Genomic DNA, 22487 nt, shown 5'->3' on the forward strand with positions numbered 1-22487 from the left:
GGCTGGGAACTATTCCAGCAAATCGACGCCGATGTTCACTGCCACGCTCTGATCGATGTGGTGCTCAACACCTGCGAGGTCGATCACCCGACCGCCGTCGGCGTGTGCCTTGGCCACGATGCCGGCCACGCCCAGCGTGATGCCCGACTCGCTCAAGGTGCGCAAGATTTCGGGCGATTGGTCCAGCACTCGGATCACCCGAAATCTTTGCCCCTCGCTCAGTTCAACCAGCGGCACGGTGTCTGCCTGCGGAATGGCTCCGTCGGCCGTCGGAATGGGATCGCCATGCGGATCGACCTTGGGATGTCCCAGGTGCTGGTCGATGCGATCGACCAACCAGTCGCTCACGGCGTGTTCCATGTTCTCCGCTTCGTCGTGCACCTCGTCCCAGGACAGCTTCAGCGTGTCGACCAGAAACAGCTCGATCAGCCGGTGACGACGGATGACCCGCAGCGCGATGGCTCGGCCAGCAGGTGTCAATTCTACTCCCTCGTATGGCTTGTAGGTGGCCAAGCTGCCGTCGGCCAGGGTCTTCAGCATGCTGGTCACGGTGCCGGGCGAGACCCCCAGGGCGTCGGCAATCTGCCCCGTGCTGACGATGGTCCCCTGTTGGCCATCGGAAAGTTGAAAGATGGCTTTCAGATAGTTTTCGACGGTTAACGTCAAGCTCGACACTTTGCGACTCCCCCTTCCCCCTGCCGAGACTGGGCCGCCTTGTGATACGTGCCCCGGGAAAGGATAGTGTACCAAGACGGCTCAACGCCACACGAACTCCGAAAACATTGACGAATGCAGCCTAAACCGCAGCCCTGGCGTGAGCTTTACCCGTTCGACTCGCACTGGTTCAGCGTGCCGCTGGGCCGCGTTCACTATGTGGACGAAGGTCCCCACGAAGGCCGGCCGCTGCTGTTCGTGCACGGCAATCCAACCTGGTCGTTTCACTGGCGGGGTCTCATCGGCCCGTTACATCATCGGTACCGCACCGTGGCGATCGACCACCTGGGATGCGGACTTAGCGACAAACCGCAGCAACGTATCCGATTGGAGGACCACATCTCGCATCTAGTCGGCCTGGTCGAGCACCTCGACCTGCGGGATGTCACACTGGTGGCCCAGGACTGGGGCGGCGCAATTGGCTTGGGCGCCATGCTCCGCGTGCCCGAGCGATTGTCGCGAATCGTTCTGTTCAACACCGGCGCGTTCCCCCCCTGGTACATCCCGAAGCGAATCGCCGTGTGCCGGGCGCCCGTGTTTGGCCGTTTGGCCGTGCAAGGGCTCAACGCGTTTACACGGGCCGCCCTCAGCATGACCCTGGCGCGCCGGGCGGCGCTGGCTCCCGAAGTGGCCAACGGATATCTGGATACCACGCGCGGCTGGTCGAATCGCCGGCAGACCTACGAGTTCGTAGTCGATATCCCGATGAAGAAGAGCCATCCCACGTGGCAGACTTTGGACCGCATCGACCGCCGGCTCGCCAGCCTGGCCGATCGCCCGGCAATGCTGGTGTGGGGAATGAAGGATTGGTGCTTCCGTCCCGACTGCCTGAAGCGATTCAAAGAGGCCTGGCCCAACGCCGAGGTGCATCGCCTGGATGATGTTGGCCATTGGGTGGTGGAAGACGCGCCCGAAGAAGCACTGAAACTCGCAACAGAATTTCTCGCCCGCACCGATTCGGAGAATCCCAGGTGACTAGTTCAACCCTGCAACGCCCTACCTCGCTGGGTGGTTGTGCGACGCTTGCCTGCCTGTGGGAAGCCACGGCCGCCAAACCAGGCAACGTGCACCGTGGTGCCGACTTCGAAGACATGACGTTCGTCGACTTTCTCGCCAGTGCCGCGGTCATTGGCCCGGTGATGGACCGCTGCGAACAGCTTGGCTTGGGTGGCACGGTGCTTCAGGCTGTCGAAGCCACGCGACGCACCGTGGGCCGTAACACCAATCTCGGCACGCTGCTGTTGATCGCGCCGCTCGCCATGGCGAGGGGCGATGTCGAGAAGGCTTCGGCCATTGTTCGCGATGCCAGCCAGGAGGATGCGGGGCAGATCTATCAGGCCATTCGCACCGCGCAGCCGGGTGGCCTGGGCGAGGTCGAGCGGGGCGACGTGGCCGGCGAACCGGACCTCTCCCTGTTCGAGGCGATGCAACTGGCAGCTGATCGCGATCTTGTGGCGCGGCAGTATGCTGGGGGCTTCGCCGAAGTTGCCGATGCGGTAGAGCACCTCGATAACCACCTGGTATACAACGCCGCTCTGAACGATGCGATTGTGTTGACGCAACTGTTGCTTCTTTCAAGGCATGGCGATAGCCTCGTCGCCCGTAAGCTGGGGCCCGCCGCCTCACAGGACATCGCCAGCCGCGCGGCCAGTGTGCTGGCCGCTTACCAACAGAATCGAGATGAGTACTATCGCGCCGTGGCCGACTTCGACTTCTGGCTCCGCGCCGACGGGCATCGACGTAACCCAGGCACCACGGCCGACCTGTTGGCCGCCGTGCTGTTTGTGATGTTGGTGCAGGATCGTCTAAGTTGGCCAGTAACGTTTTACGGAAGTCCCCCAACATAATAGTAGCGCCCGATGAACAACCATTATCACGTTCGGCTGGATAAGAACGAATTCACGTTCTGCGCGGCGCATTTTATTACGTATGCCGGCAATATCTGCGAACCTTTGCATGGCCACAACTATCGAGTGAGCGCCGAGATCGCCGGGCCGCTGGATGAAAATCAGTACGTGGTCGACTTCATCGCGGCGCGCGACGCCCTACTGGCTATCACCCGCAAGCTCGATCACCGCGTGCTGCTGCCAACCAGCCATCCTACGATCCAGGTCACCCAGGTCGGCGACGAAGTGACCGCGCGGTTCGAAGAGAGGCGGTGGGTATTTCCAGCAAGCGACTGTGTGTTGCTGCCGGTCTCGAACACCACGGCCGAGCTACTGGCTCACCACATTGGCGAGCAACTGCTAGCGGCACTCGCCGAGCACGGGTTCACTCCCACGTCGCTGGAGATTGCCGTGGACGAATGCCAGGGTCAGCAGGGCGTCTGCCGATGGGGCAACTGACGGGCCCCGTTCGACCGGGCTGCCCCGGTCGGCAAGATTTACCTAACCGGCAAATCCTCTCAAGCGTTCCCCTGCTAACCGCCGATGTCCAAGATGTCGTGTGCCGATATGCGCGCGGTGTGCTAGCGTCTTCCCCCTTCGAGACCGCATGAATTCTGCGATGTCCGACATCCACAAAGCTGCCGTCGTGCTGATGAGCCTCCCCGAGGAGGACGCCGCCGTGATTCTCAGCAAGCTCAGCCCCAAAGAAGTGGAACAGGTTTCCATCGAAATCGCCCGCACCAAGCGGATACTCCCCACTGAGCAGGACGCGACGATCCGCGAGTTTGCAAATACGAGCCCGAGTTCCACCACCGAAGGGGGTAGTCTGGACCTGGCCAAGACGCTGGTAAAGAAAGCCCTGGGGTCGGAGGCAGGCCAAGCGCTCGACAACATCCGCCAGCACATCGAGGCTTTGCCGTTCGGATTCCTCCGCACGGTCGATAGCCAGAACGTGCTGACGTACGTCATCGACGAGCACCCGCAGACCATTGCCCTGATCGTCTCCTATTTGCCGGCGAGCTTTGGCGCCGAAATCCTGGCCGGTCTGCCGCCCGAGCGGCAGTTGCAGGTGGTTCGACGCATGGCCACGATGGGCCAGACCAGTCCCGACATCATTCGCGAGGTGGAAAAAGGGCTCGAGGGGCGGATGTCCAACGTCGTGAGCCAAAGTTTCCAGAACGCCGGCGGAGTGGAGTCGGTAGCCGAAATGCTGAACGTTTCCGAACGCTCGACAGAGCGTGCCATCCTGGAACAGATGGCCGAGGACGACCCCGATCTGGTCGAAGAAATTCGCCGCTTGATGTTCGTGTTCGAAGACATCGCCAAGTTTGCGAACAAAGACATCCAAACAATGCTCAAGCACATCGAAACCTCGCAGTGGGCGCTGGCCCTTAAGGGCGCGAGCGAAGAGCTCAAGGACAAGGTACTAAGCAACCTGTCTCAACGCGCCGGCGATATGCTCCGCGAAGAGATGGAATACCTGGGTGCCGTGAAGCTCTCGGCAGTCGAAGCCGAACAGCAGCGCATTGTCGACATCGTTCGCAGCCTGGAGGACGCGGGCGAAATCGAGATTGCCGCGGGCGACGAAGAAGAGCAACTGGTGCAGTAGGTAAGTGGTCAGCAGTTGCCGTTGGGGCGACCATCACTCCTCCGGCAACTCTTCCAGCAGCACCTCATCGTCCTTGGCACCCCACTGTTTTTTCAGTGCGGCCAACTTTTCCGTTTCGCCCAAATGCTCATAACAGGCAGCCAGCCCACGGGCGGAGGGTCGGTAGTTGGCACAGTCGGTCAGAGAGTACTGGAACATTCTGGCCGCGCCCTCCCAATCTTCGCGGTGCAGGAACGCCATGGCGATGTTGTACTTCACGCCGGCAGCCACGGGCTGCTTGTCCAGGATCTTGCGATAGTCGTCGATCGCCTGCTGAAACTTGCCATTGCGGGCTTTGATGTTCGCCGAATCGAGCCCTGGATACTTACCGCCCACGTCGGTACCGCCGTAGGCACGGAACAACTGCGCGATGGCCACCGGTACGCCAAGCACGAAGATTGCATTGCCCAACAGCATCTTCCAGGCCTCGCTTCGCATGCACCCGGGACAACGCCAAGTTTGGCGATGCGAGAAACCATAGACGACCAGCAAAAAGTAGAAGTAGAAGATCGTGAACCGCCGCGGCTTGCTGAACATGCCGCACTCGTCGCACAGACGATACTTCTTTTCGCCTTTGGCCGGGGCGTCGAACGACTCACTCTGGTCGTCCGATACGGTATGGCAGAACTCGCAACTCACCTGGGGCGTTTTAGCAAAGCCCGACAGATCGATCACGGCATGACAATGAGGACAAGTGACGTCGCGGTACTCACTCGAGCGCCCTTCGGAGGCCAATTCCTCCTTGTGCCGTCGGGCCCACGCGCGACTGCGAGCCCGGCCGAGCATCAGCTTCAAGCGGTCCGCGCTACCCGAGGTGACGTTGAACAACAGATGAACTGGCTCGCTGTTCTCGCCCACCACCGAGAGAATAACCGTTCGCTCTCGATAGTCGACATCCAGGATGGCCGCGCTAGGCAAGTCCACCGTATCCAGCACGAGCGTCTCGCCGTCGAAGTGCCCTTTCTTCGAGTAAAACCCCTGCGGCTGGCCTTGGTCATTGAGCCATTTGAATTTGAATTGGTAGTTTTCCATGGGAATTCTGCAGAGCGGGTCGTGAGCTAGCAGTGATCTGACGACTACCTGCGGAGTATAAACGCAGTGCGTGGAATTCGCCAAGCAACGATTTCCCAGCGGCGCGACCAACGGCAGCTACCCCGCTGGAACTTTTCGAGGCGCAACGGCGAGCGAGCAATCTGGCGTCGAATGTGAGTCTCTTCAGTCCTGCACTCTTGGCAACCCTTGCGCGCCGTCTTCCAGCGACTCGGGTTGGTCTACCATTTCGTGTCGCCGATCGCTGACAGAAAAGAGCCAGTTGGCAATCAGCATGATCACCAGAGGCAAAGCAAACGGCGTCATCGCTCCCACGAACATCAGCACTGCGTAAACGAACTGCCATCGCAATTGCCCACCCACGGCCGTCCAGAACGCCACGGTCGTGGTCAGGGCGACAAGACCGAGCATGGAGAAGCGTGGCCACCAGCGTGGAGTTGTTTTCTCGGCGGTTTGCTGTGCCGCTCCCCCAAGCAGCATGTAGACGAGTTTGTAGGTGGCCGACAGCACGACGCCGACAATCAGCACCAGCGACACCACGAAGGCGCAACCCAAGAGCAGCAACACCAATGTGTAGAAGCACCATCCCAACCAGTGAGCAGGTTCATTGAGTGCCATGGCTCTCGCCGGTTAACACGAGACGGGATCCGTTGAGCAAACCAGGTACCTGTCGCGGCGTCAAATCCGCCGCCACGCCACCGACCGGCCTGCCAACATCAGTCTACCGGATTGGCGAGCGTCTGGTCGACAATTTGTCTCACGCGTTGCTTCACATCGATAGGGGCGACCGTTTCCGGAATCCCCGCCTCTTCGGCCACCGCATCCATGGCGGCGAGCAAGTCGCGAAGCTCCTCGTCGGGGAACGTTTCGCGGAAGTGACGATTGCCCTCCCCATCCAACCTGGTGACTCGTCGGTCTATCTCCAGGGTTGTCTCTTCGTCCACCTTTTCCTCACAAACAGCCCTGGCGTAGCGACGAAGCACGTTTCCACCGGCTACCTTCTCCTCGTCCGAGATTGACGAGGTCGTGAAATAGCTCTGCGCTAGACCACGCGAAATCGCCACTTCCATCATGACGATCCGCACTTGGCGAATTGCCGCTTCGCACTGCTGGTAGTCGATCGACTTCTCCTGGGCCGCCGCAGCCAATCGACGCAAGTCAGCCTTCACGGCCACACTCTCGGCAGCATACAGGTGCCGAGAGTTGGCTTGATGGTCGGCCGCCTCGAACGCGTTGCGAAGGTTCCTTGGCAGCGTCGGCGGTACGAATTGCGATGTCGCCAGGGCCGCCAACACCAGCGTCACCAGCGGAATCACCGTTGCCCACACCCGGGGATGGCTGCGGAGCCACCAAACTAGGCCACGAGGTTGCTCGGACTGCATGCGCGGAACGTCCCACCTTTGTTCAAATCAAGCGATTCCAGTTGAGTCATGTCCACAAGGGTGAAAGAACGAATGAAGCAATGCCTGTCGACACTCGTCCTCTCACGTTCACACCAATCCGCTAAACGTCTCCAGCCCAATCGGTTCGCGGCAATGGAATGGTTCGCCATACTCGACTCCGATGGTCTTCCCCCAGTAGCTGGCTTCGTCGCGCAGTTTTTCCATGAACGAGCCATCGCGTCCGGTGATGAACTGGCTCTCGTAGGCGCGGATGCTGGCCAGCTTCGATTCCCACTGGTCCGAAATGTCGAGGATGAACGCCGGCTGTGCAGCGGCCTTTAGATGGACACAGTAGTAGTTGTAGATTCGCTGCGGATGGTGGGGCTCGCTAGGCAGATCGGACTTGGTGAGCTTGGCCCAGAACCGCGCGTCGTCCACCAGCTTGGTCGCGGCGGTGTGATCGGGGTGGGCGTCCACCCAGTACGGCGCGAACAGCCACCGGGGTCGTGTCTGGCGAATCACGCCCGCCAGTTTGGCGCGGTTCTCCAGCGTAGCCTCCAAGCTGCGATTCGGCAGTCCCAGGTTCTCCCGCCACTCGAGCCCCAGAATCTTGGTGGCCTCGGCAGTCTCGCGGGCGCGAATCTCGGGCGATCCGTGCGGTGTGGGTTCGCCGCTGGTCAGATCGAGTACTCCCACCCGCTTACCTGCGGCCAGCAACTTGAGAATGGCGCCGCCCATGCCTAGTTCGGCATCGTCGGGGTGAGGAGCAATTACGAGAATATCGAGCAGCATAGCGAGATCTGGCCAGTAACGGTGTGGCGAGTAACAAAGCACCAAGGCAAGCTAGCAGCCAAATTCAATGGCCACCGTTGACCTGCGCCGGTTGCATCTTCGCCCGCCAGGGGGGTAAAAGCAACTGCTCTGGACAGCTGCCGACAGTTCTGGCAAACTCCCGCACCGCACGAATTTTAGCCCCCCGACTGTCATGTTCCATCAACGTATAGTTCGACTGTCTCTTACCGTGTGCCTGCTGGCCGCTTGTGGCTGTTCGTCTTGGCGGACGCCGAACCTGAACGGCTTGCGCGATCCTCGCGCCGTCGACATCGACAGCCGGCTGGCTGGTCCCGCCAACGACAACCTGAAGGCCGAATAGCGAGCATCACGCCGCATCGGGTGCGAGTGGCCGTGTTGACCAACTGCGCCCTGCAGCATGGTGAGCAAACACAGCCTGGTGGGACCCGCGGCAATTCGCCGACATCTTCGGTATTCCCCATCATTTGCTCCGAGTCCATTCGTGCGGTTGCCCTTTAGGTGGCGGACCTGGAAGAACTCTGGGCATGCAGGGCAGCTTGCACTTGCTCCGCGAGCGACTTACAACCACCTTGTACGCGTCACGCCATGGGCGCGGCGTGTGGCTGCGCACTCCAGCACAGCATTCTTCCCAGGTTCTCCCACCACGGCCCTGACAGGCCTCGCTCGCACTATGGATTCCGCAGAAACCTATCAGCAACTTTGCAACTACGTCCGCGAGTCGGCCCTGCTGCATTCGGCGGCCTCGGTTCTGGAGTGGGAAGAACAGACCTACATGCCGCCGGCAGCGGGCGAGTACCGATCCGACCAACTATCGCTCTTGGCCACCATGAGCCACGAGCGGGCGACCGCGCCGCAGGTGGGCGAATGGCTTGATACCCTGGCCGACAGCGACCTGGCTACCGATCCCGCGAATCCCGCTTCGGCCGTTGTTCGTGAGTTGCGTCGCAGCTACGACCGCCAGACCAAGCTGCCACTAAAGCTGGTCGCGGCCCTGGCCCGGGCCACGAGCCGCGGTCAGCAGGTGTGGACCGAAGCCCGCAAAGAGAACGACTTCGCCAAGTTCGCTCCCTACCTGGCCGAGATCATCAAGCTCAAACGCGAAGAGGCCGATGCGGTAGGCTACACAGGCTGCCGGTACGACGCGTTGCTAGACGATTACGAGCCTCACGCCACAGCGGCGGAAGTGGGGCCGGTGCTCAAGTCGTTGGGCGAGTCGCTGGTACCCATCGTTGCGGCCATCAGCGAAAGTTCCCAAAAGCCGAACTCCGAGATATTCAATCGCGACTATCCGATCGACATGCAGACGTCGTTCGGCCAGGCGGTGGCAACCCAGATGGGGTTCGACTTCCGCTCCGGTCGCCTCGACGTCACGGCGCATCCGTTCTGCACGACACTCGGCCCGCACGATGTGCGACTAACCACGCGATTCGACACGACCGACCTCCGCCCCGGATTCTTCAGCATCCTGCACGAGGCTGGCCACGGACTGTACGAGCAAGGTTTGCCCTCCGAAGACTATGGCCTGCCCACGGGCGAGTCGGTATCGCTGGGCATCCACGAGTCGCAGTCGCGGATGTGGGAAATCCTGGTGGGGCTCAGCCGGCCATTCTGGAATCATTTCTATCCCAAGCTGCAGGATGCGTTCCCGCAATCGCTGGCGGATACGCCTTTGGAAGAGTTCTACTTCGCGATCAACGAATCGACGCCGTCGCTCATTCGCGTCGAAGCCGACGAAGCAACCTACAACTTGCACATCCTCATTCGCTTCGAGCTGGAGGTCGCCCTGCTCGAAGGCGACTTGGACGTCGACGCGCTGCCCGCGGCCTGGAACGAAAAGTATCGGAAGTACCTGGGCATCGATCCCCCTAACGACGCCATGGGGGTGATGCAGGACGTGCACTGGAGTGCGGGCATGTTGGGATATTTTCCCACGTATTCCCTCGGCAATCTTTACGCTGCTCAGTTCTTCGCCCAGGCTCACGAGGACCTGGGCGACCTGGACGGTCAAATTGCTCGCGGCGAGTTCGCACCACTGTTGGATTGGTTGCATACAAACATCCATCAGCACGGCCAGCGATACCCGGCCAGCGAGCTGGTCCAGCGGATTACCGGTCGGCCGCTATCATCGGAGGCCCTGCTGAAGCATCTGAAGGACAAGTTCGGTGAACTTTACCGATTATAACGGCATCGAATTTGCCGAACCGTCGTTTTGCCTAGCCGCACAGAATGGTACACTCCCATGATGGGAGTTTCCGAGCGCCATTGATTGCGCCTTTGTGATCGGAACCCATCAGTATGGAGATAGCCTCAGCCATGGCTCAGTTGGCTCGATGCCCCGCTTGCTATACCGAACTGGAACTGCCCGCCGAAGCGGCCGAAGGCGATCGCGCGAACACCTGGGTGAAGTGCCCGGCGTGCGAGGAATCGTTCGCCGTGGCAGATGCCAAGCCGCGCGTGGTGAAGCAAGCGCAAGTGTCGGTGGCACCCAGCCGGGCGGCAGACCAAGCGGTCGCGCCACCTTCAAGCGAATCCCAGCCGAGTGAATCCAAGTCGGTTGAACCTACTCCATCGGAATCGACCGCCAGCGGCCTGAGCGATTCGTTGCTTGACTCGTTTCTGAGCAACGATCCTCCTGCCATCCAAGACCCAGCCGCCGCGTCGACTCCCACCATCGAGCCTCGTGACGAAGTGGTGGAAGACGCCTCAACGGACGAAGTGTCCAGCAGCGATTCGAGCATGCCGAGTCTCGGCCAGTTGAAGAGCCTCGAAGACTTGTTCCGCGGCGGCAAAGAACCGGTCGAGGCGACTCCTCCGCCCAGCGAGGCGGATGACGCCAGCGACTTCGGCACCAAGGAAACGATCGACCTCGAGGAACCCGTGCCCGCTGCCGATCGACGTCGACCGACGTTAGGAGAGTTGTTCGCCGAGTCGAAGCCAGCAGACAGCCCCCAGGATTCCGGCAGCTACGACCCCGTCGAAGAAACGGCGGAGATCGACAAAGCTGATTCGGATGCACCGGAATCGGAAACTCTAGAAACAGAGACGTCGGACGAGGAGCTGAGCCACCGCGAAAACAAGCGGACCTCCAGCGAGTTCGACGAAATGACGCTGCACGACTTCGCAACTCCATCGTTCGACTCCGAATCGAACGAAGCGGACTCACCTGTGGCGGCCACGACCGAGGATGCTCCCTCGTTCGACCAATTGGTGAGCGACCAGGGCGATGGTCCGTCGGCCGACGAGTTAGACGACTCGAAGAGCTTGCGTGCCTCGATGGGGTTCCCTGCTACCGACGAGCCCCTGGAGGTTCAGGACGAAGAGCTCGAGCCGGTGGGTGTCACCATGGGTGAGGAGGACGACGAACTGAACTTCGCCAAGGTCGATGCACCACGTGGTGTAGTAGCGTCGCGGAAGCGGAAGTCGTCGTTTTCCGTCGTGCGTACAATGCTCGGCATCGTGCTGGGCGGCATGTTTGGACTGTATGCCGGTTACCTGGTGATTTTGTGGGTCAAAGTGGCCGATCCCCTCAACGCGGCCAACCTTTATCCCGACGCCATCAAGCCGCAGGCGATGCGATCCGAGCCTGCTGTCGGCCCTCAGTCGTCGCTGGCCCAGGCGCCAGAGTCGTCGGAGAGTGACACGGAAGCCACAGATGAACAGCCTGGCGGTGTCGACACGGCCTCGTTCACGACCGACGTAACGGACAACGAGCCGCCGGCCTGGGACTTCGATGCCGAGCCAGCCAACCCGGCGGCAACCGAACAGCCGAGCGTGGAGATCAACATTCTCGACGCGCCCCAGTACACGGCGGCCGAGTTGCAGCGACTCACGGCCGCATCCGAAGAAGCCGCTCCATATTTGGTAGCCCCAGGTAAGATCGGGCGCACCAAGGGCAGCAGCTACGCCACGATCGCTAAACTGGCCGACGCACTTACCTTCGGCGAAGGAGACGCGGATGCCAGTTGGAACAACGCCGCCCGCGAGGTGTTCCCGCCCTTGTTCGACACCGGTCAGGCCCGCGGACAGATTTCGCAGATCGCCGGCTTCTGGCTCACCTCGCCCAAACGCAAGCATGGTGGCATCTTCTTCTGTGGCGCACCGGACGCTGGTCGGCAGGCCGGCTCGGTAGCCGAGTACGAGTTCACCCTGCCCGGTGGGCAGGCGCTTACGGTGCTCACTCCGCAGGTACTGGCCGAGAACGTCACGAGTGCACCCACCGTGGTCGTGGTGGGAAGCGTCATCGACCAACCCGCCGACCACATCGAAGGCTACACAGGTGCTGCCGAGATGGCCATCTGGTCAGAGAATCTGCTGCCCGCTGGCAACTAAACGGGGTGCCGCGAAGCTAGCCCAATTGCTCCCACTGAGATAAGATTCGCCATTGGCAATCGGAATCAGTATCCCCACACAGGAGCAAGAGATGAGCATTCGACGACGCGGCGCGGCAGCATGGTCGGGCGGTTTGAAGGACGGGCGCGGCGAGCTATTCACCCAGAGCAAAGCTCTGGATGGCTACCCCTATGGCTTTGCCGCTCGCTTCGAAGGTCAGCGCGGCAGTAACCCCGAAGAGCTCCTCGGTGCGGCCCACGCGGGCTGCTTTACAATGGCGCTCTCGCTCATACTGGGCGAAGCCGGCCTGACGGCCGAGAAAATGGAAACTTCTGCCGAGGTCACGCTGGACGAAGTCAGCGATGGCTTCGCCATCACGGCCGTGCACCTGGAACTCAAAGCGAAAATCCCGGGCGCTGATCAAGCCAAGTTCGAAGAACTTGTGACGAAGGCCAAAGAAGGATGCCCCGTTTCCAAAGTGCTCAACGCCGATATCACGCTGGACGCGGAGTTGGTGGAATAAGTGAGGGCCGGCCGCTAATCACTCGGCCAACTCCGGTTTGGGCGGTGTCCAGTTGCCCTCGATGATTTCCCAACCAGGCAGGTAGCAGCGGACCACGTAGTTCCAGCCGTCGGTGATGGGCAGATAGTTGTCCGATTTCGGATCGCCGCCGAAGTGGATGGTCACGCTGCCATCGCCATTCGGCTTGGACGTGATGCTATTGAACGAATAGGCATCGAGGTCGTTGGGCGTGAAGAAGCCGTCCTTGTTGTACACGGTGACCGACCAGAACGCCTCGACCGGCACGCCCTTGGGCATGGTGAGCGTGTAGGCCGTTTTGCCGTCGTTCTTCTCCGGCACTACGGCGAAGTACATCGCACCACGGCTGGGATTGCCGCCCCAGCCAGCCGCGCAGCCCATCAGATGCTGGATCGGATCGACCTCGCCCCGCCGACCAAAGGCGTTGGAAAAGTCGCCCATCTTGAGGGCCAGCTGATTGAGTTGTTGCCGAGTCTCGACCAGCGACTTCTGATCCCACTCGGGTATTTCCAGTGTGCCCGCCGATGCCTGCTTCACTTCAATCGCATCCTGCGCGGCGTACGCCTTTTTCAAGTCCTCTGGGCTGTTCGGATCGGCAAACGTACGGACCAGCACCATTGCATAGCGAGTGCCAACCGAATCGACACTCAGGGTGACCTCGCCCGACCCATTTTTCAACACGGGATTGTACTCGTCCTCGTCAATAACGAGCAGCGACTGAAACCGCCCTTTGGTGTCGGGCATGACGATCGTCACGGGACTTACCAGGTCGTACACGCCAAACGAGTACAGCGTATCACGATTACCGCGAATCGTGGTCTGGTCCTTTACCGAATAAGGCTCGCGCTGGTGCGCCAGCTTGCCGAGTCCGCCAGCTTTCTCGGCGTAGTCCTTGAACTGGCGATCGGTCTCGGCCCGCATGTAGTTGAGAATGTTGACTGGTTCGGTCCCTCGCACTGCAGTCGACAGGAGGCAAAGGGCAACGATAGCGACAATTCGCGCACAGGTGTTCATCGAAAAGCTCCCAGATAAGAAGGCGGCCACTGCACGAAAGGAGTGTAGCATATTTCCCAGCGGGTACAGGGAATTAACCACTCCGAGGGGCAAGTTGCTTGACGATATTGAGAGTGGTTTTGGCGGCCTTTGCCGGCGCGAGCGCCGTGTCGGCGATTCCGGAGACCACTTTCGTGACATTATGATCGACCACGCCCGGTTGAGCCCACGTGCTGACGGTCGGCGCGGTAATGTACACCGAGAATGCGTGGTGCCCGGAACCGGGCCGCTCGCCAATAATGTGCAGAATGGCGCGGTGCGTATCCTCTTGCATCAGCTGTCCATACAGCAGCTCGCCAATCCGGTACCCCACCCGCACGCGACCTCCCCGCACTACCAGGGGCTCCGGCGCCACGCGATAGCCAGCCTCGGCTAGCGCGACGCGTACGCTCTGCAGATACGGATCGAGATGCCCATCGTCCAGCAGCGACAAGGCATTGAGCCCATCGGATATTACCAGCTGCACATCGTAGGTCGCGTCATGCGAGTCGCGCAGTTGCAGCACCTTGGCCACCGAGGCGTCGTCCAGCACCTCGCCGCTGGGAGGATGCAGGATGTAGTCGCGGCGATCTACGGTTTGGGAATCAATCGACACGGCCTGAGGAATACCGGCCGCAAAGCTCGCTGGCAGCTCCGCCCAGATGCACTCTTTGGAGTCCTCGTACAGATGGCGAACACGGCGATCCAGGCTCGGCTGCAGGTCCCACGGCTCGGCGCCGTAGCCTTCGGCGAGAAAGACCCCGCGGGCGCGGACCTCGTCCATCTGCTGCCGAGCTTCGGCCAGGATCGCGGCGTCCGAGCGCGTGTCGCCCTTCTTCCGCTGGTACTTCAGGTACACCCAAGCGGGCTGGCCGAAGTGCTCGGTTGGCTTTCCTTGCTGGTCAACAACGCCCAATTGCTGGAAGTACTGCCACATACGGTCGTTCACCTTGTAGCCAAACTTCTCGCGGACGCGGACGTGATCCTGGAACGCCGTGGTCAGGTAGCTGAGCATCGGGTCGTTCTTGGTGGGCAGCGCCATCAAATAGGCGGGGCAGGCCGGCATGATTTGTTCGATGCACCAATCCAGATCGTCCAGGTCGACCTCCATGTGTAGCGTCGAGCAGACGTCCAGCCCAATGGTCAGGCCATGCAGCTTGCCCATGACGATGTCTTCCAGGCAGCACCGCACCAGTTGGTCTCGCGTGCGGAAGATCTCCGGGCCAATGAATCCCGCCACGTCGTTCACATGCACCCAGGGAGCTGGTTCTCTGCCCGCGCTTTGCTGGGCTTGCGCCACTTCCTGCTGCAAAGCCCGGGCGAAACCGTATTTGCGGGATTCGTGCAGTAGCATGTCGAATCCCTTGCCGTGGCCATTCGTGGCGTCGGCCCCCTGGCCGGTCTCGAAGTACAGGCCGTACTTGCCCGTGCGAGACCGAGCATGCCGCACCATTTTGTCGACGCTGATATCGAACACCCGATTGGCATCCTCCACGCCGGCGAGGCTTTGGAACCACTCGCCCGTCGTGCCCGGGAACTGCTCTTCAGCCGCCGCTTGCACATCGACGTGGGCCAGCACGCAATGCGGCATCACCTCTTCGAGTTCGAACGTCTGCAAAATGTCGGCCAACGTTTGCTCTACCGCGGCCACCGATTCGACTTCGCTCGAGACGGGATTGGTGCCCAGCACCACGTCGCCCACCGCGTAAGAGAACGCGCTGAAGACCTGCCAGCGAATGTCGTCCACGTTGTCGGTGGGCGAATTGGGCTGAATCCGCGCGCCCATGTAGCCGCGAGCACCGATCTGCGATCCCGGCAGCGGGTTGAACACTTTCGCGCCCACCGCGATCAACTGCTCGTTGGTCATCAGTTTCACTACGCAGGCAATCGTGTCGCTCGACAAGCCGGGTGCAACTTGCTTGATTTGTTCTTCGGTGGAATTCAACAAGTAATCGCGCAGTTGCCCCAGTGTCCAACCGGCAACTTTCTGTGCCGCCTGCTGATCGACCGCGCTTTCGATGTACACCCACAATGGATCCCGATAGACCGGCTGCGCACTCAGATCCGCAATGCGCGTATTCGCCAACAGCGTACGGGCAGCAGTGCGGGAGGCCGGGTCCGCGGCCGAGATACCCTGCGACTCGTCGCCCTCCTTGAATTCGTTGCAGGCGCCAAGCAATTGCCGATACAGCGTGGGATCGAACGTTCCCTTGGTGCGTTGGATGTAACCGAACAGGTCTTCAGCGGCGGAGCTTGGTTCAACCGTGACACCGCTCTCGATGGTGGTCGCTAACACTGGCGTACCTCCTTTGCCAAACATGAGTGCCAAGGCCCCGCCCAGCGAACCGACAAGACAGCTGCGCCGCGAAATGGCGGAAGAAAACGAGCTGATTTCCTGCGAACGGCTCGGCTGCGAAAGCATGGAACAAGACCTCTGGAAGTTTGTAGGAGCGCCTGCCCAGATACCCCCAGATTGTACACCCGATGTCGGTCTCGTAACAACTATAACGGCGTGGGAGAAATCGGTTACCGACGGGTGATAGCAGAGCCACCGGATGCACCATGGCCAGAATCGCCCCCGCAAGGGTGTCGACGTCACACCGTGCGGGCGAGTAACGCGGACCCAACATTAGCCTGGGTTCACTGGCAGAGCTAATTCTTCCGGCGTCCTTCTATGTAGTTCGTACCGCAATCCATCTTGCTGCAACACTAGCTGCGTCTCACCCACTTCGAGGATCTGGTAATCCATGTAATCGAACAGACAATTCCAATAGTCCTTCTGGAGCACCAGGCGGAGTGTCGTGCCCCGGCGTTCCCAGGTTCCAGAAGTCTGATGCGTGGATCTGTTCGTCGAGTCTCCCACACGCACAATCTCAGTCAGCGCGAAGTTGCCGTTCGGTTTGAGCTCCAGCACGACGGTACCATCCCGGCGAACGTCTGCTGACGGGTGGTCCAGGGGGGCGTTCCAGGTTCCCACCAGTTCGTGATGGACCCTGTTCCGCCGCACCCACAAGTCGCCCAGCCACAACGTCGCCATGGCAACCAGCAAGAGGACCAGAGGTGCCGATCGAATGAATAGAATTCGCACCCGATTGATCCTTTACCTGCACGGTCATCCGTTGACAATCGTCTCGTCCGCCCGGTGGCCGCCGGTGGAACCGCCATCCCATCGGTGTGCCACTACCCCCGTTAATGTAAGCTAACAGAGATCGGTGTGCACGCCGCTTTGCAGTACGGGAGAATCCAGGTTGGCTACGCGATCTCTTACCGGCAAGAAGACCGCCTGGCTTCCGCCACAGTCCGAAAGGCTTGGGCTATCGCAAACGCAAGTTGCTGAAGCAGAGGCGGCTCGCTGCGATTGGGTAGGAACCGCGGATGAATCAAAGAGACCGAGCTCAACTCAATATGGTGATGTACGCCGACTACAGATACGGGGTCGCCTGAAGGTGCCTCAGTCGATGTGGCCGAGGCAGATTGAGCAGTCAGCGTTGGCTGCACAGGAGTTTCACGCAGACACGTCGTAGAAACCGGACGTATCTCGCTGACGTGATGTACACCGCGGGGAGTTGCGGAACGACCGGGTGGCCCCTTAGCTTGGACCGAAAGGAACCTAACTGCGGTCGGTGTCATTGCTGCGGGGACACCTCTGCAAGTGCGCGGAGTGCGCAACGTGCTGGTGGTAGACCATCTCCAGGCATTTGGATGGTCGCACAACTGAGGGCGGATGTGCACGCCTCGATCGGCTTGCCATATCGCTAGCCGAAGAACACACCCGTTCTCGCCATGCAGAAGCGGCTCGCCGCCGATAACAGGCGGAAGCCACCGCCGGCACCCAAGGCTAGACTCAGGGCACCGCCTAGGGCGGCACCTCCGGCTTGGGTTTCTCGAATAGTTCTTCGTCAACTCCCCCTAGCTTCCAGTTGGTAAGATAGACTTTTGAGCGTAATAGTTGAAATGGTGTAGGAGGTACTTGGATTGTTTTAGGCAGCTGCATACCTGCCACTACTACTTCTTCTTCGACGCGCATGACGAATGCATCAGGGGGCGGCCCGAACTCCATTAGCTTTTTTTGACCAGAGCCACCGCTCAAAAACGAGAGCCCAACTAGGCGACCACTTTGCCGATCAATGGCCATTGTGAGAGGTGTAAACCACGTGCTAACGAGACTATCCTCGCGAAGAGTTACTGGCTTTACCGTGAGATATGCAATTTCCTTCGCGTTGTCGTCAACGAGTCCATAAAAGCAAAGCCCCCACTCACCTACCGCGGGCTCTCCCACTTTGATAAGGCTCGGTTGAAATAGCACCGCTTCTAAACACTCAAGCAACTGCAAGATAGGCTCGGTTCCTACCCAGTTGTCATCGACCCTCAATTTGGCGTTTGCTTCCCTCTGAATCGAAAACCAGCCCTTGCCTTTCTGAAGAGCATATTCGAATTCGCCCCGCAACTTCCGTGTCCCTTTCATGTACAATCGGTCAGGCATTGCCCAAGCCATCTGGGCGTCGTACATGGTTCGCTCTTCAGCTGTTTCTTCTGGTGGATGCGACACTATATTCCTAATATGCAGTTGCCCCGCCCGCAGTTTGTGACGTTGTCCGTGAGGGTCATGATAAGCTCGAGCCTTCTCTAGCAGCGTGACTGCTTCGGTGTACTGTATGTCGTACTCTTTCACATAGCTGAATAGCTCTTGTGCTGAGATGTTGGGCTTCTTACCCCTCTTAGAATCCACTCCAAATGCCTCAATAAACGCCTCGGTCTTCCAAGGCGAAAGCGGCGGCTCTGGCTCACTCCAGAAGCCACGTTTGGCTTTCTGGGCCTCATCGAAGGCTGCCTGCAACTCAGGCGCGGCAAACTCCAGCGGTTGGTTCCAGGCGTGGCCCGAAGCGACTACCTCGCGATTTAACAAATCTTCCTCCAACCATGCCAGCACAACTCGGCGCTTGATGCCGCGCTCGACCACCACGCCTTGACGGATCGTCAGTTCTTTATTGGCAATCAGTTTCCCTAACGCCTTCTTCGACTCATCGAAGTGACGCTTGTCGAATTCCTTACGTGGCGCAACAACGCCCAGTAAGCGTACGGGAACACTACCGCTGTTGGTGCGAATATAGAATGAATCACCCGACATGACCCGCGCAACGGTTACCTGTTCCGGAGGCTTGAGATCGTCCTCCGTCAACGGTTTCGCGAGAGTTGCGTCCGCAAGCGTCAGCAGGATGAGTAACGTCCCCACCGTGCGATAGATGGTATCCATCGGTCGCCTCCCGTATTGGCCCACGATACTTGCTGCCTAGAACGCACCTTTTTTCGTTTTGTCGAGAAGTTGCTGGCCAACGCAGGCATTGCCCTGCACGATCTGCGACAGAATTTGCGTGCCGTCAGCCATGCAACCCAGTATAGCAGAAGGTCGATAAGGGGCTCCGAGCATCTGAAACCAGAGGTTTTTGCTGCTGAGGTCGCGCCACAAAAGGGCATTAGCAAAAGTCCGAAGTTGCTGAAGGTGCATCTTTCGCTCAGATCGAAAGTGAGATTCAGCGCGTCAGTTGTGGCGAACTCTGTGGTATTCCATCCCGCCCAACCCACCGATGTGGGGGCATAGCAAACCCCATTCGAGTCTCTGCCAACTCCCCTCGGTGCAGCTCACCTCACCAGAATCGAGGCGCCCGCAATCTGCGTCGGCCACATCGACTTTCGCACCAGACGCTCCCGACTCGAGTGGTCACTTTGCCGTAGCTGCAATCCGCTTATTACGGCCTGCGACTCATTCCCAGGGACTTGGCATCGGCCGCTCGCGATCGACCAGCTGTAAAAAATTCGCGGTTGAATGCGGGTGACGGTGTGCTCCAATAATGGTGCGACAGTCTCCGCCTGCTGTGGCTCTGGGGCCACCAAAAACTGGCGGTGAGCTCCAGACAGCAAGCGGCAGGCGTGCGCTACCGGTGCGCAGTCGATGGCCGCCGGTTCGGCGAGCGAGCTATTGGGAGCTACGCCGAATCGCGGTGCGAACGGCCACAATCATCGCAGCGGCGGCAAGAGTATTGGGACACGCCGTGACATGCGGAGAACAACGCAGCGAGTTTTGGGCCACCCCGGGAAGGATTTCACCGAAAAAAATAGCGGTTTCACCACTCGGGTGGGGACAAAACCCCGGGAGTTTTGGGCCCATGGATCGCTTGCCTTGGGATGGGGACAAAACTCGCAGAGACAAAACTCGGTAGCACCGCGAGCAGGCTCGCCGGTTACTTGGTGCCAGCCCACCGTCGACTTATTCGACGGTGACGCTCTTGGCCAGGTTGCGCGGTTTGTCGACGTCGCAGCCGCGGAGCACCGCGATGTGGTAGGCCAGCAGTTGCAGCGGCACCGCGGTGATGATGGGTTGGGCGAAATCGGCCACGGCGGGCACGTGGATCACGTCGTCGGCGATTTCAGCCGCCTCGTTATCGCCGGAGTTGACGATGGCGATCACCGGTCCGCCGCGGGCCTTGATCTCCTCCATGTTGGCGAGCACTTTTTCGTACACCCCGCCGCGCGGCACGATGAACACGCTCGGCGTGTTTTCGTCCACCAGCGCAATGGGACCGTGCTTCATCTCGGCCGCGGGATACCCTTCGGCGTGAATGTAACTGATCTCCTTCAGCTTCAGGGCACCTTCCAGGGCGGCCGGGAAGTTGTACTGGCGGCCGAGGTACAGGAAGTTGTCGCAGCCGGAATATTTGGCGGCGATCTTACGGACCTGGCCATTGGTAGTGAGGGCTTCCTCGACCAGTTCAGGCAGGGCCTGCAGTTCGTCGATCACTCGCAAACCGGCTTCGTAACTGAGATGACGCAAGCGACCGAAGTACAGCGCCAGCAGTGCGAACACCACACACTGCGAAGTGAACGCCTTGGTGCTGGCGACACCGATCTCGGGGCCGGCGTGCAAGTAAATGCCGCCGTCGGATTCGCGAGCGATGGTGCTGCCAACCACGTTGCAGATAGAGAGCACCGGGTGACCTTTGCGCTTCACCTCGCGCATAGCAGCCAGCGTGTCGATGGTCTCGCCGCTTTGGGTGATGGCAAACAGCAGCGTGTTGCTGGAGAGCGGTGGATTACGGTAGCGAAGCTCGCTGGCGTACTCCACTTCGACCGGTACCCGGGCAAACGCTTCGAGCATGTACTCGCCAACCAGTCCGGCGTGCCAACTGGTACCGCAGGCGGTGAGCACCATGCGGTCGACGGCACGAAGCTGCTGCGCGTTGAGGTTCAAACCGCCGAACACCGCCGTGGCCTGGTCGTGATCCAGGCGACCACGCATGGCATTGCGGACGGTCTCGGGTTGCTCAAAGATCTCCTTGAGCATGAAGTGAGGATAGCCATCGAGCTCGACCTGCGCTTCGTCCACCTCCAGCAGCTTGACATCGTGCGGCACGTCACCTGCATCGCGGTTCACGACGCGGATCGATTCGGCCGTGACCACCGCAAGTTCGTGATCGGCCAGGAAGACGATCTTGTCGGCGCGGCCCACCAAGGGCGACTGGTCGCTGGCGATGAAGTGCTCGCCGTCGCCGATGCCGATGACCAGCGGACTGCCAAGTCGGGCCGCCAAGATCACGTTGGGCCAGTCGCGGAACACCACGGCCAATCCATAGGTGCCACGCAACTGACTGAGCGTGGCCTGCATGGCTTGCACCAGCACGTGATAGGGGTCGGTGACGCGAAGTTCGTCGTCTTCGACTTCCTGGCAGCGATGGAGTTCGTAGTCCAGCAGTTGGGCAATCACTTCGGTATCGGTCGAGGTACCGAAGGTGTACCCCTTCTCGGTGAGCTTCTGCTTGAGGACGCGAAAGTTCTCGATGACGCCGTTGTGCACCAGCGCCAGCACCCGCTGACCGCCAATGTGGGGATGGGCGTTTTCGTCGTTCGCCGGACCGTGCGTCGCCCAGCGAGTGTGCCCCAGGCCGATGTGGCCGGGAGCGGGGTGCTGCTTGAGCGCACTAGCCAGTTGGTCGATGCGGCCAGCGGTTTTGGTCACGGCCAGGTCGCCGTTGTGCAGGGTTGCCACGCCGGAGCTGTCGTAACCGCGATACTCGAGTCGGCGAAGGCCTTCGAGCAAGAAGTCAGTCGCCTCATCGGGACCTACATAGCCAACAATTCCACACATCGGACGACGTCTCCGGGACACAGATTACAGAGGAGCTAGCACTACGAGAATCGAGTTGGGTCGGCTTCACGAGCTACCGATATTCTACGGCCCCGCTCCAAATGCTCCAACGTTAGTTACCACCTCGAATTGAGCTATCCCAAGTTTGGGAAACTGAGTAAATACCGTGTCATGAATACATCATCCTCCAGCTCGCTCCGCAGTTACGTCGTCATCCCCGCCCGGCTGGGCTCCACTCGGCTGGGCCGGAAGATGCTGCTAGCCGAGACCGGCCGCACGCTGATTGAGCACACCCACGCCGCGGCCCGCCAGGCCCGCAAACCCCGGGGCGTGATCGTGGCGACCGACAGTACGGACATCGCCGAGATCATCCAGGACGCGGGCGGCAATGCCATGCTGACCAGCCCTGATTGCGCGAGCGGAACCGACCGCGTAGCAGAGGTGGCGGCCTCGCTGCCCGAGGCGGACATTTTGGTAAACCTGCAGGGCGACGAGCCGGAAATGGCAGCCTCGGCCGTGGACCAGGTGATCGAGCTGTTGGAGCAGAACCCACAGATGCCGATGGCCACCTTGGCCACGCCGCTCCGCAGCGCCGAACAACTCGCCAACCCCGCCTGTGTGAAGGTAGTGTTCGACGAAGCGGGCCGGGCCCTGTACTTCAGCCGGAGCCAGATTCCGTTCGTCCGTGAAGCGGAAGACATGGACCTGGCCGCCGACCCGCCACTGTTTTACCAGCACCTCGGAATCTACGCGTACCGCCGCGACTTCCTGCTGGAACTGGCCAGCTGGGCCCCGTCGCGGATGGAACTGGCCGAACGGCTCGAACAACTTCGGGTCCTGGAACGCGGACACTCGATTGCCGTGGGGGTCACCGCACACAACAGCAGCGGTATCGATACCCCAGAGGACTACGCCCAGTTCGTGAATCGCTGGCGTCAGGCGGCGTAGCACC

19 protein-coding genes are annotated in these 22487 nt (G+C 60.4%); 9 read left to right on the forward strand and 10 right to left on the reverse strand.

Annotated elements, in window-relative coordinates:
- Nucleotides 1-9 precede the first annotated feature (9 nt).
- The gene (locus NG895_RS18445) at nucleotides 10-675 is read right to left on the reverse strand and encodes a metal-dependent transcriptional regulator (RefSeq protein ID WP_252853999.1); all 666 of its coding nucleotides are present in this window, start codon (nucleotides 673-675) and stop codon (nucleotides 10-12) included.
- Between the two features lie 114 nt (nucleotides 676-789).
- Between NG895_RS18445 and NG895_RS18450 the strand changes: the two genes are divergently transcribed.
- The 4 genes from NG895_RS18450 to fliG all read left to right on the forward strand — a co-directional run bounded on the left by NG895_RS18450 (nucleotide 790) and on the right by fliG (nucleotide 4209).
- A complete protein-coding gene (locus NG895_RS18450; RefSeq protein ID WP_252854000.1) occupies nucleotides 790-1689 on the forward strand; it encodes an alpha/beta fold hydrolase in 900 nt (299 codons plus the stop codon).
- The gene (locus NG895_RS18455) at nucleotides 1686-2561 is read left to right on the forward strand and encodes a triphosphoribosyl-dephospho-CoA synthase (RefSeq protein WP_252854001.1); all 876 of its coding nucleotides are present in this window, start codon (nucleotides 1686-1688) and stop codon (nucleotides 2559-2561) included. Before NG895_RS18450 ends, NG895_RS18455 begins: the two co-directional genes overlap by 4 nt.
- 12 nt (nucleotides 2562-2573) lie before the next feature.
- A complete protein-coding gene (locus NG895_RS18460) occupies nucleotides 2574-3059 on the forward strand; it encodes a 6-pyruvoyl trahydropterin synthase family protein (RefSeq protein WP_252854002.1) in 486 nt (161 codons plus the stop codon).
- A gap of 160 nt (nucleotides 3060-3219) precedes the next feature.
- Entirely contained in the window at nucleotides 3220-4209 is a 990-nt protein-coding gene (gene fliG, locus NG895_RS18465; RefSeq protein WP_252854003.1) for a flagellar motor switch protein FliG, read from the forward strand.
- 33 nt (nucleotides 4210-4242) lie between these two features.
- Here the strand turns inward: fliG and NG895_RS18470 are convergent, their stop codons facing one another.
- The 4 genes from NG895_RS18470 to bshB1 form a co-directional block, all read right to left on the reverse strand.
- Complete coding sequence (locus tag NG895_RS18470; RefSeq protein ID WP_252854004.1) at nucleotides 4243-5280, reverse strand: tetratricopeptide repeat protein; 1038 nt, start codon at nucleotides 5278-5280, stop codon at nucleotides 4243-4245.
- Nucleotides 5281-5463: 183 nt separating this feature from the next.
- Entirely contained in the window at nucleotides 5464-5916 is a 453-nt protein-coding gene (locus NG895_RS18475) for a hypothetical protein (RefSeq protein ID WP_252854005.1), read from the reverse strand.
- Between the two features lie 98 nt (nucleotides 5917-6014).
- Nucleotides 6015-6680 carry a hypothetical protein gene (locus NG895_RS18480; RefSeq protein WP_252854006.1) on the reverse strand — a complete coding sequence of 222 codons (666 nt, stop codon included), beginning with the start codon at nucleotides 6678-6680 and terminating at the stop codon, nucleotides 6015-6017.
- Between the two features lie 108 nt (nucleotides 6681-6788).
- Entirely contained in the window at nucleotides 6789-7472 is a 684-nt protein-coding gene (gene bshB1 / locus NG895_RS18485; protein ID WP_252854007.1) for a bacillithiol biosynthesis deacetylase BshB1, read from the reverse strand.
- Nucleotides 7473-7665: 193 nt separating this feature from the next.
- Here bshB1 and NG895_RS18490 point away from each other — a divergent pair, with 193 nt between their 5' ends.
- From NG895_RS18490 to NG895_RS18505, 4 genes are all read left to right on the forward strand, one after another.
- Entirely contained in the window at nucleotides 7666-7833 is a 168-nt protein-coding gene (locus NG895_RS18490; protein WP_252854008.1) for a hypothetical protein, read from the forward strand.
- A gap of 330 nt (nucleotides 7834-8163) precedes the next feature.
- Entirely contained in the window at nucleotides 8164-9675 is a 1512-nt protein-coding gene (locus tag NG895_RS18495; RefSeq protein WP_252854009.1) for a carboxypeptidase M32, read from the forward strand.
- A 131-nt stretch (nucleotides 9676-9806) separates the two neighbouring features.
- Nucleotides 9807-11822 (forward strand): hypothetical protein, encoded by a 2016-nt coding sequence (locus tag NG895_RS18500; protein WP_252854010.1) that lies wholly within the window; start codon nucleotides 9807-9809, stop codon nucleotides 11820-11822.
- Between the two features lie 91 nt (nucleotides 11823-11913).
- Nucleotides 11914-12345, forward strand: a complete 432-nt coding sequence (locus NG895_RS18505; RefSeq protein ID WP_252854011.1) for an OsmC family protein — start codon at nucleotides 11914-11916, stop codon at nucleotides 12343-12345.
- Nucleotides 12346-12363: 18 nt separating this feature from the next.
- Here NG895_RS18505 and NG895_RS18510 read toward each other — a convergent pair whose 3' ends face one another.
- The 5 genes from NG895_RS18510 to glmS all read right to left on the reverse strand — a co-directional run bounded on the left by NG895_RS18510 (nucleotide 12364) and on the right by glmS (nucleotide 21535).
- Entirely contained in the window at nucleotides 12364-13377 is a 1014-nt protein-coding gene (locus tag NG895_RS18510; RefSeq protein WP_252854012.1) for a DUF1214 domain-containing protein, read from the reverse strand.
- Between the two features lie 73 nt (nucleotides 13378-13450).
- Nucleotides 13451-15817 (reverse strand): ethanolamine ammonia-lyase subunit EutB, encoded by a 2367-nt coding sequence (eutB, locus tag NG895_RS18515; RefSeq protein WP_252854013.1) that lies wholly within the window; start codon nucleotides 15815-15817, stop codon nucleotides 13451-13453.
- Nucleotides 15818-16024: 207 nt separating this feature from the next.
- Nucleotides 16025-16483: a hypothetical protein gene (locus NG895_RS18520; RefSeq protein ID WP_252854014.1), complete on the reverse strand. Its 459-nt coding sequence runs from the start codon at nucleotides 16481-16483 to the stop codon at nucleotides 16025-16027.
- A 768-nt stretch (nucleotides 16484-17251) separates the two neighbouring features.
- Nucleotides 17252-18649: a thermonuclease family protein gene (locus NG895_RS18525; protein WP_252854015.1), complete on the reverse strand. Its 1398-nt coding sequence runs from the start codon at nucleotides 18647-18649 to the stop codon at nucleotides 17252-17254.
- A gap of 1011 nt (nucleotides 18650-19660) precedes the next feature.
- Nucleotides 19661-21535, reverse strand: coding sequence for a glutamine--fructose-6-phosphate transaminase (isomerizing) (gene glmS, locus NG895_RS18530; protein WP_252854016.1), 1875 nt, complete (start codon nucleotides 21533-21535; stop codon nucleotides 19661-19663).
- Nucleotides 21536-21706: 171 nt separating this feature from the next.
- Here glmS and kdsB point away from each other — a divergent pair, with 171 nt between their 5' ends.
- Nucleotides 21707-22483 carry a 3-deoxy-manno-octulosonate cytidylyltransferase gene (gene kdsB / locus NG895_RS18535; RefSeq protein WP_252854017.1) on the forward strand — a complete coding sequence of 259 codons (777 nt, stop codon included), beginning with the start codon at nucleotides 21707-21709 and terminating at the stop codon, nucleotides 22481-22483.
- Nucleotides 22484-22487: the final 4 nt, after the last annotated feature.

The organism is Aeoliella straminimaris (assembly GCF_024054565.1).
In the GTDB taxonomy this organism is placed as follows: domain Bacteria; phylum Planctomycetota; class Planctomycetia; order Pirellulales; family Lacipirellulaceae; genus Aeoliella; species Aeoliella straminimaris.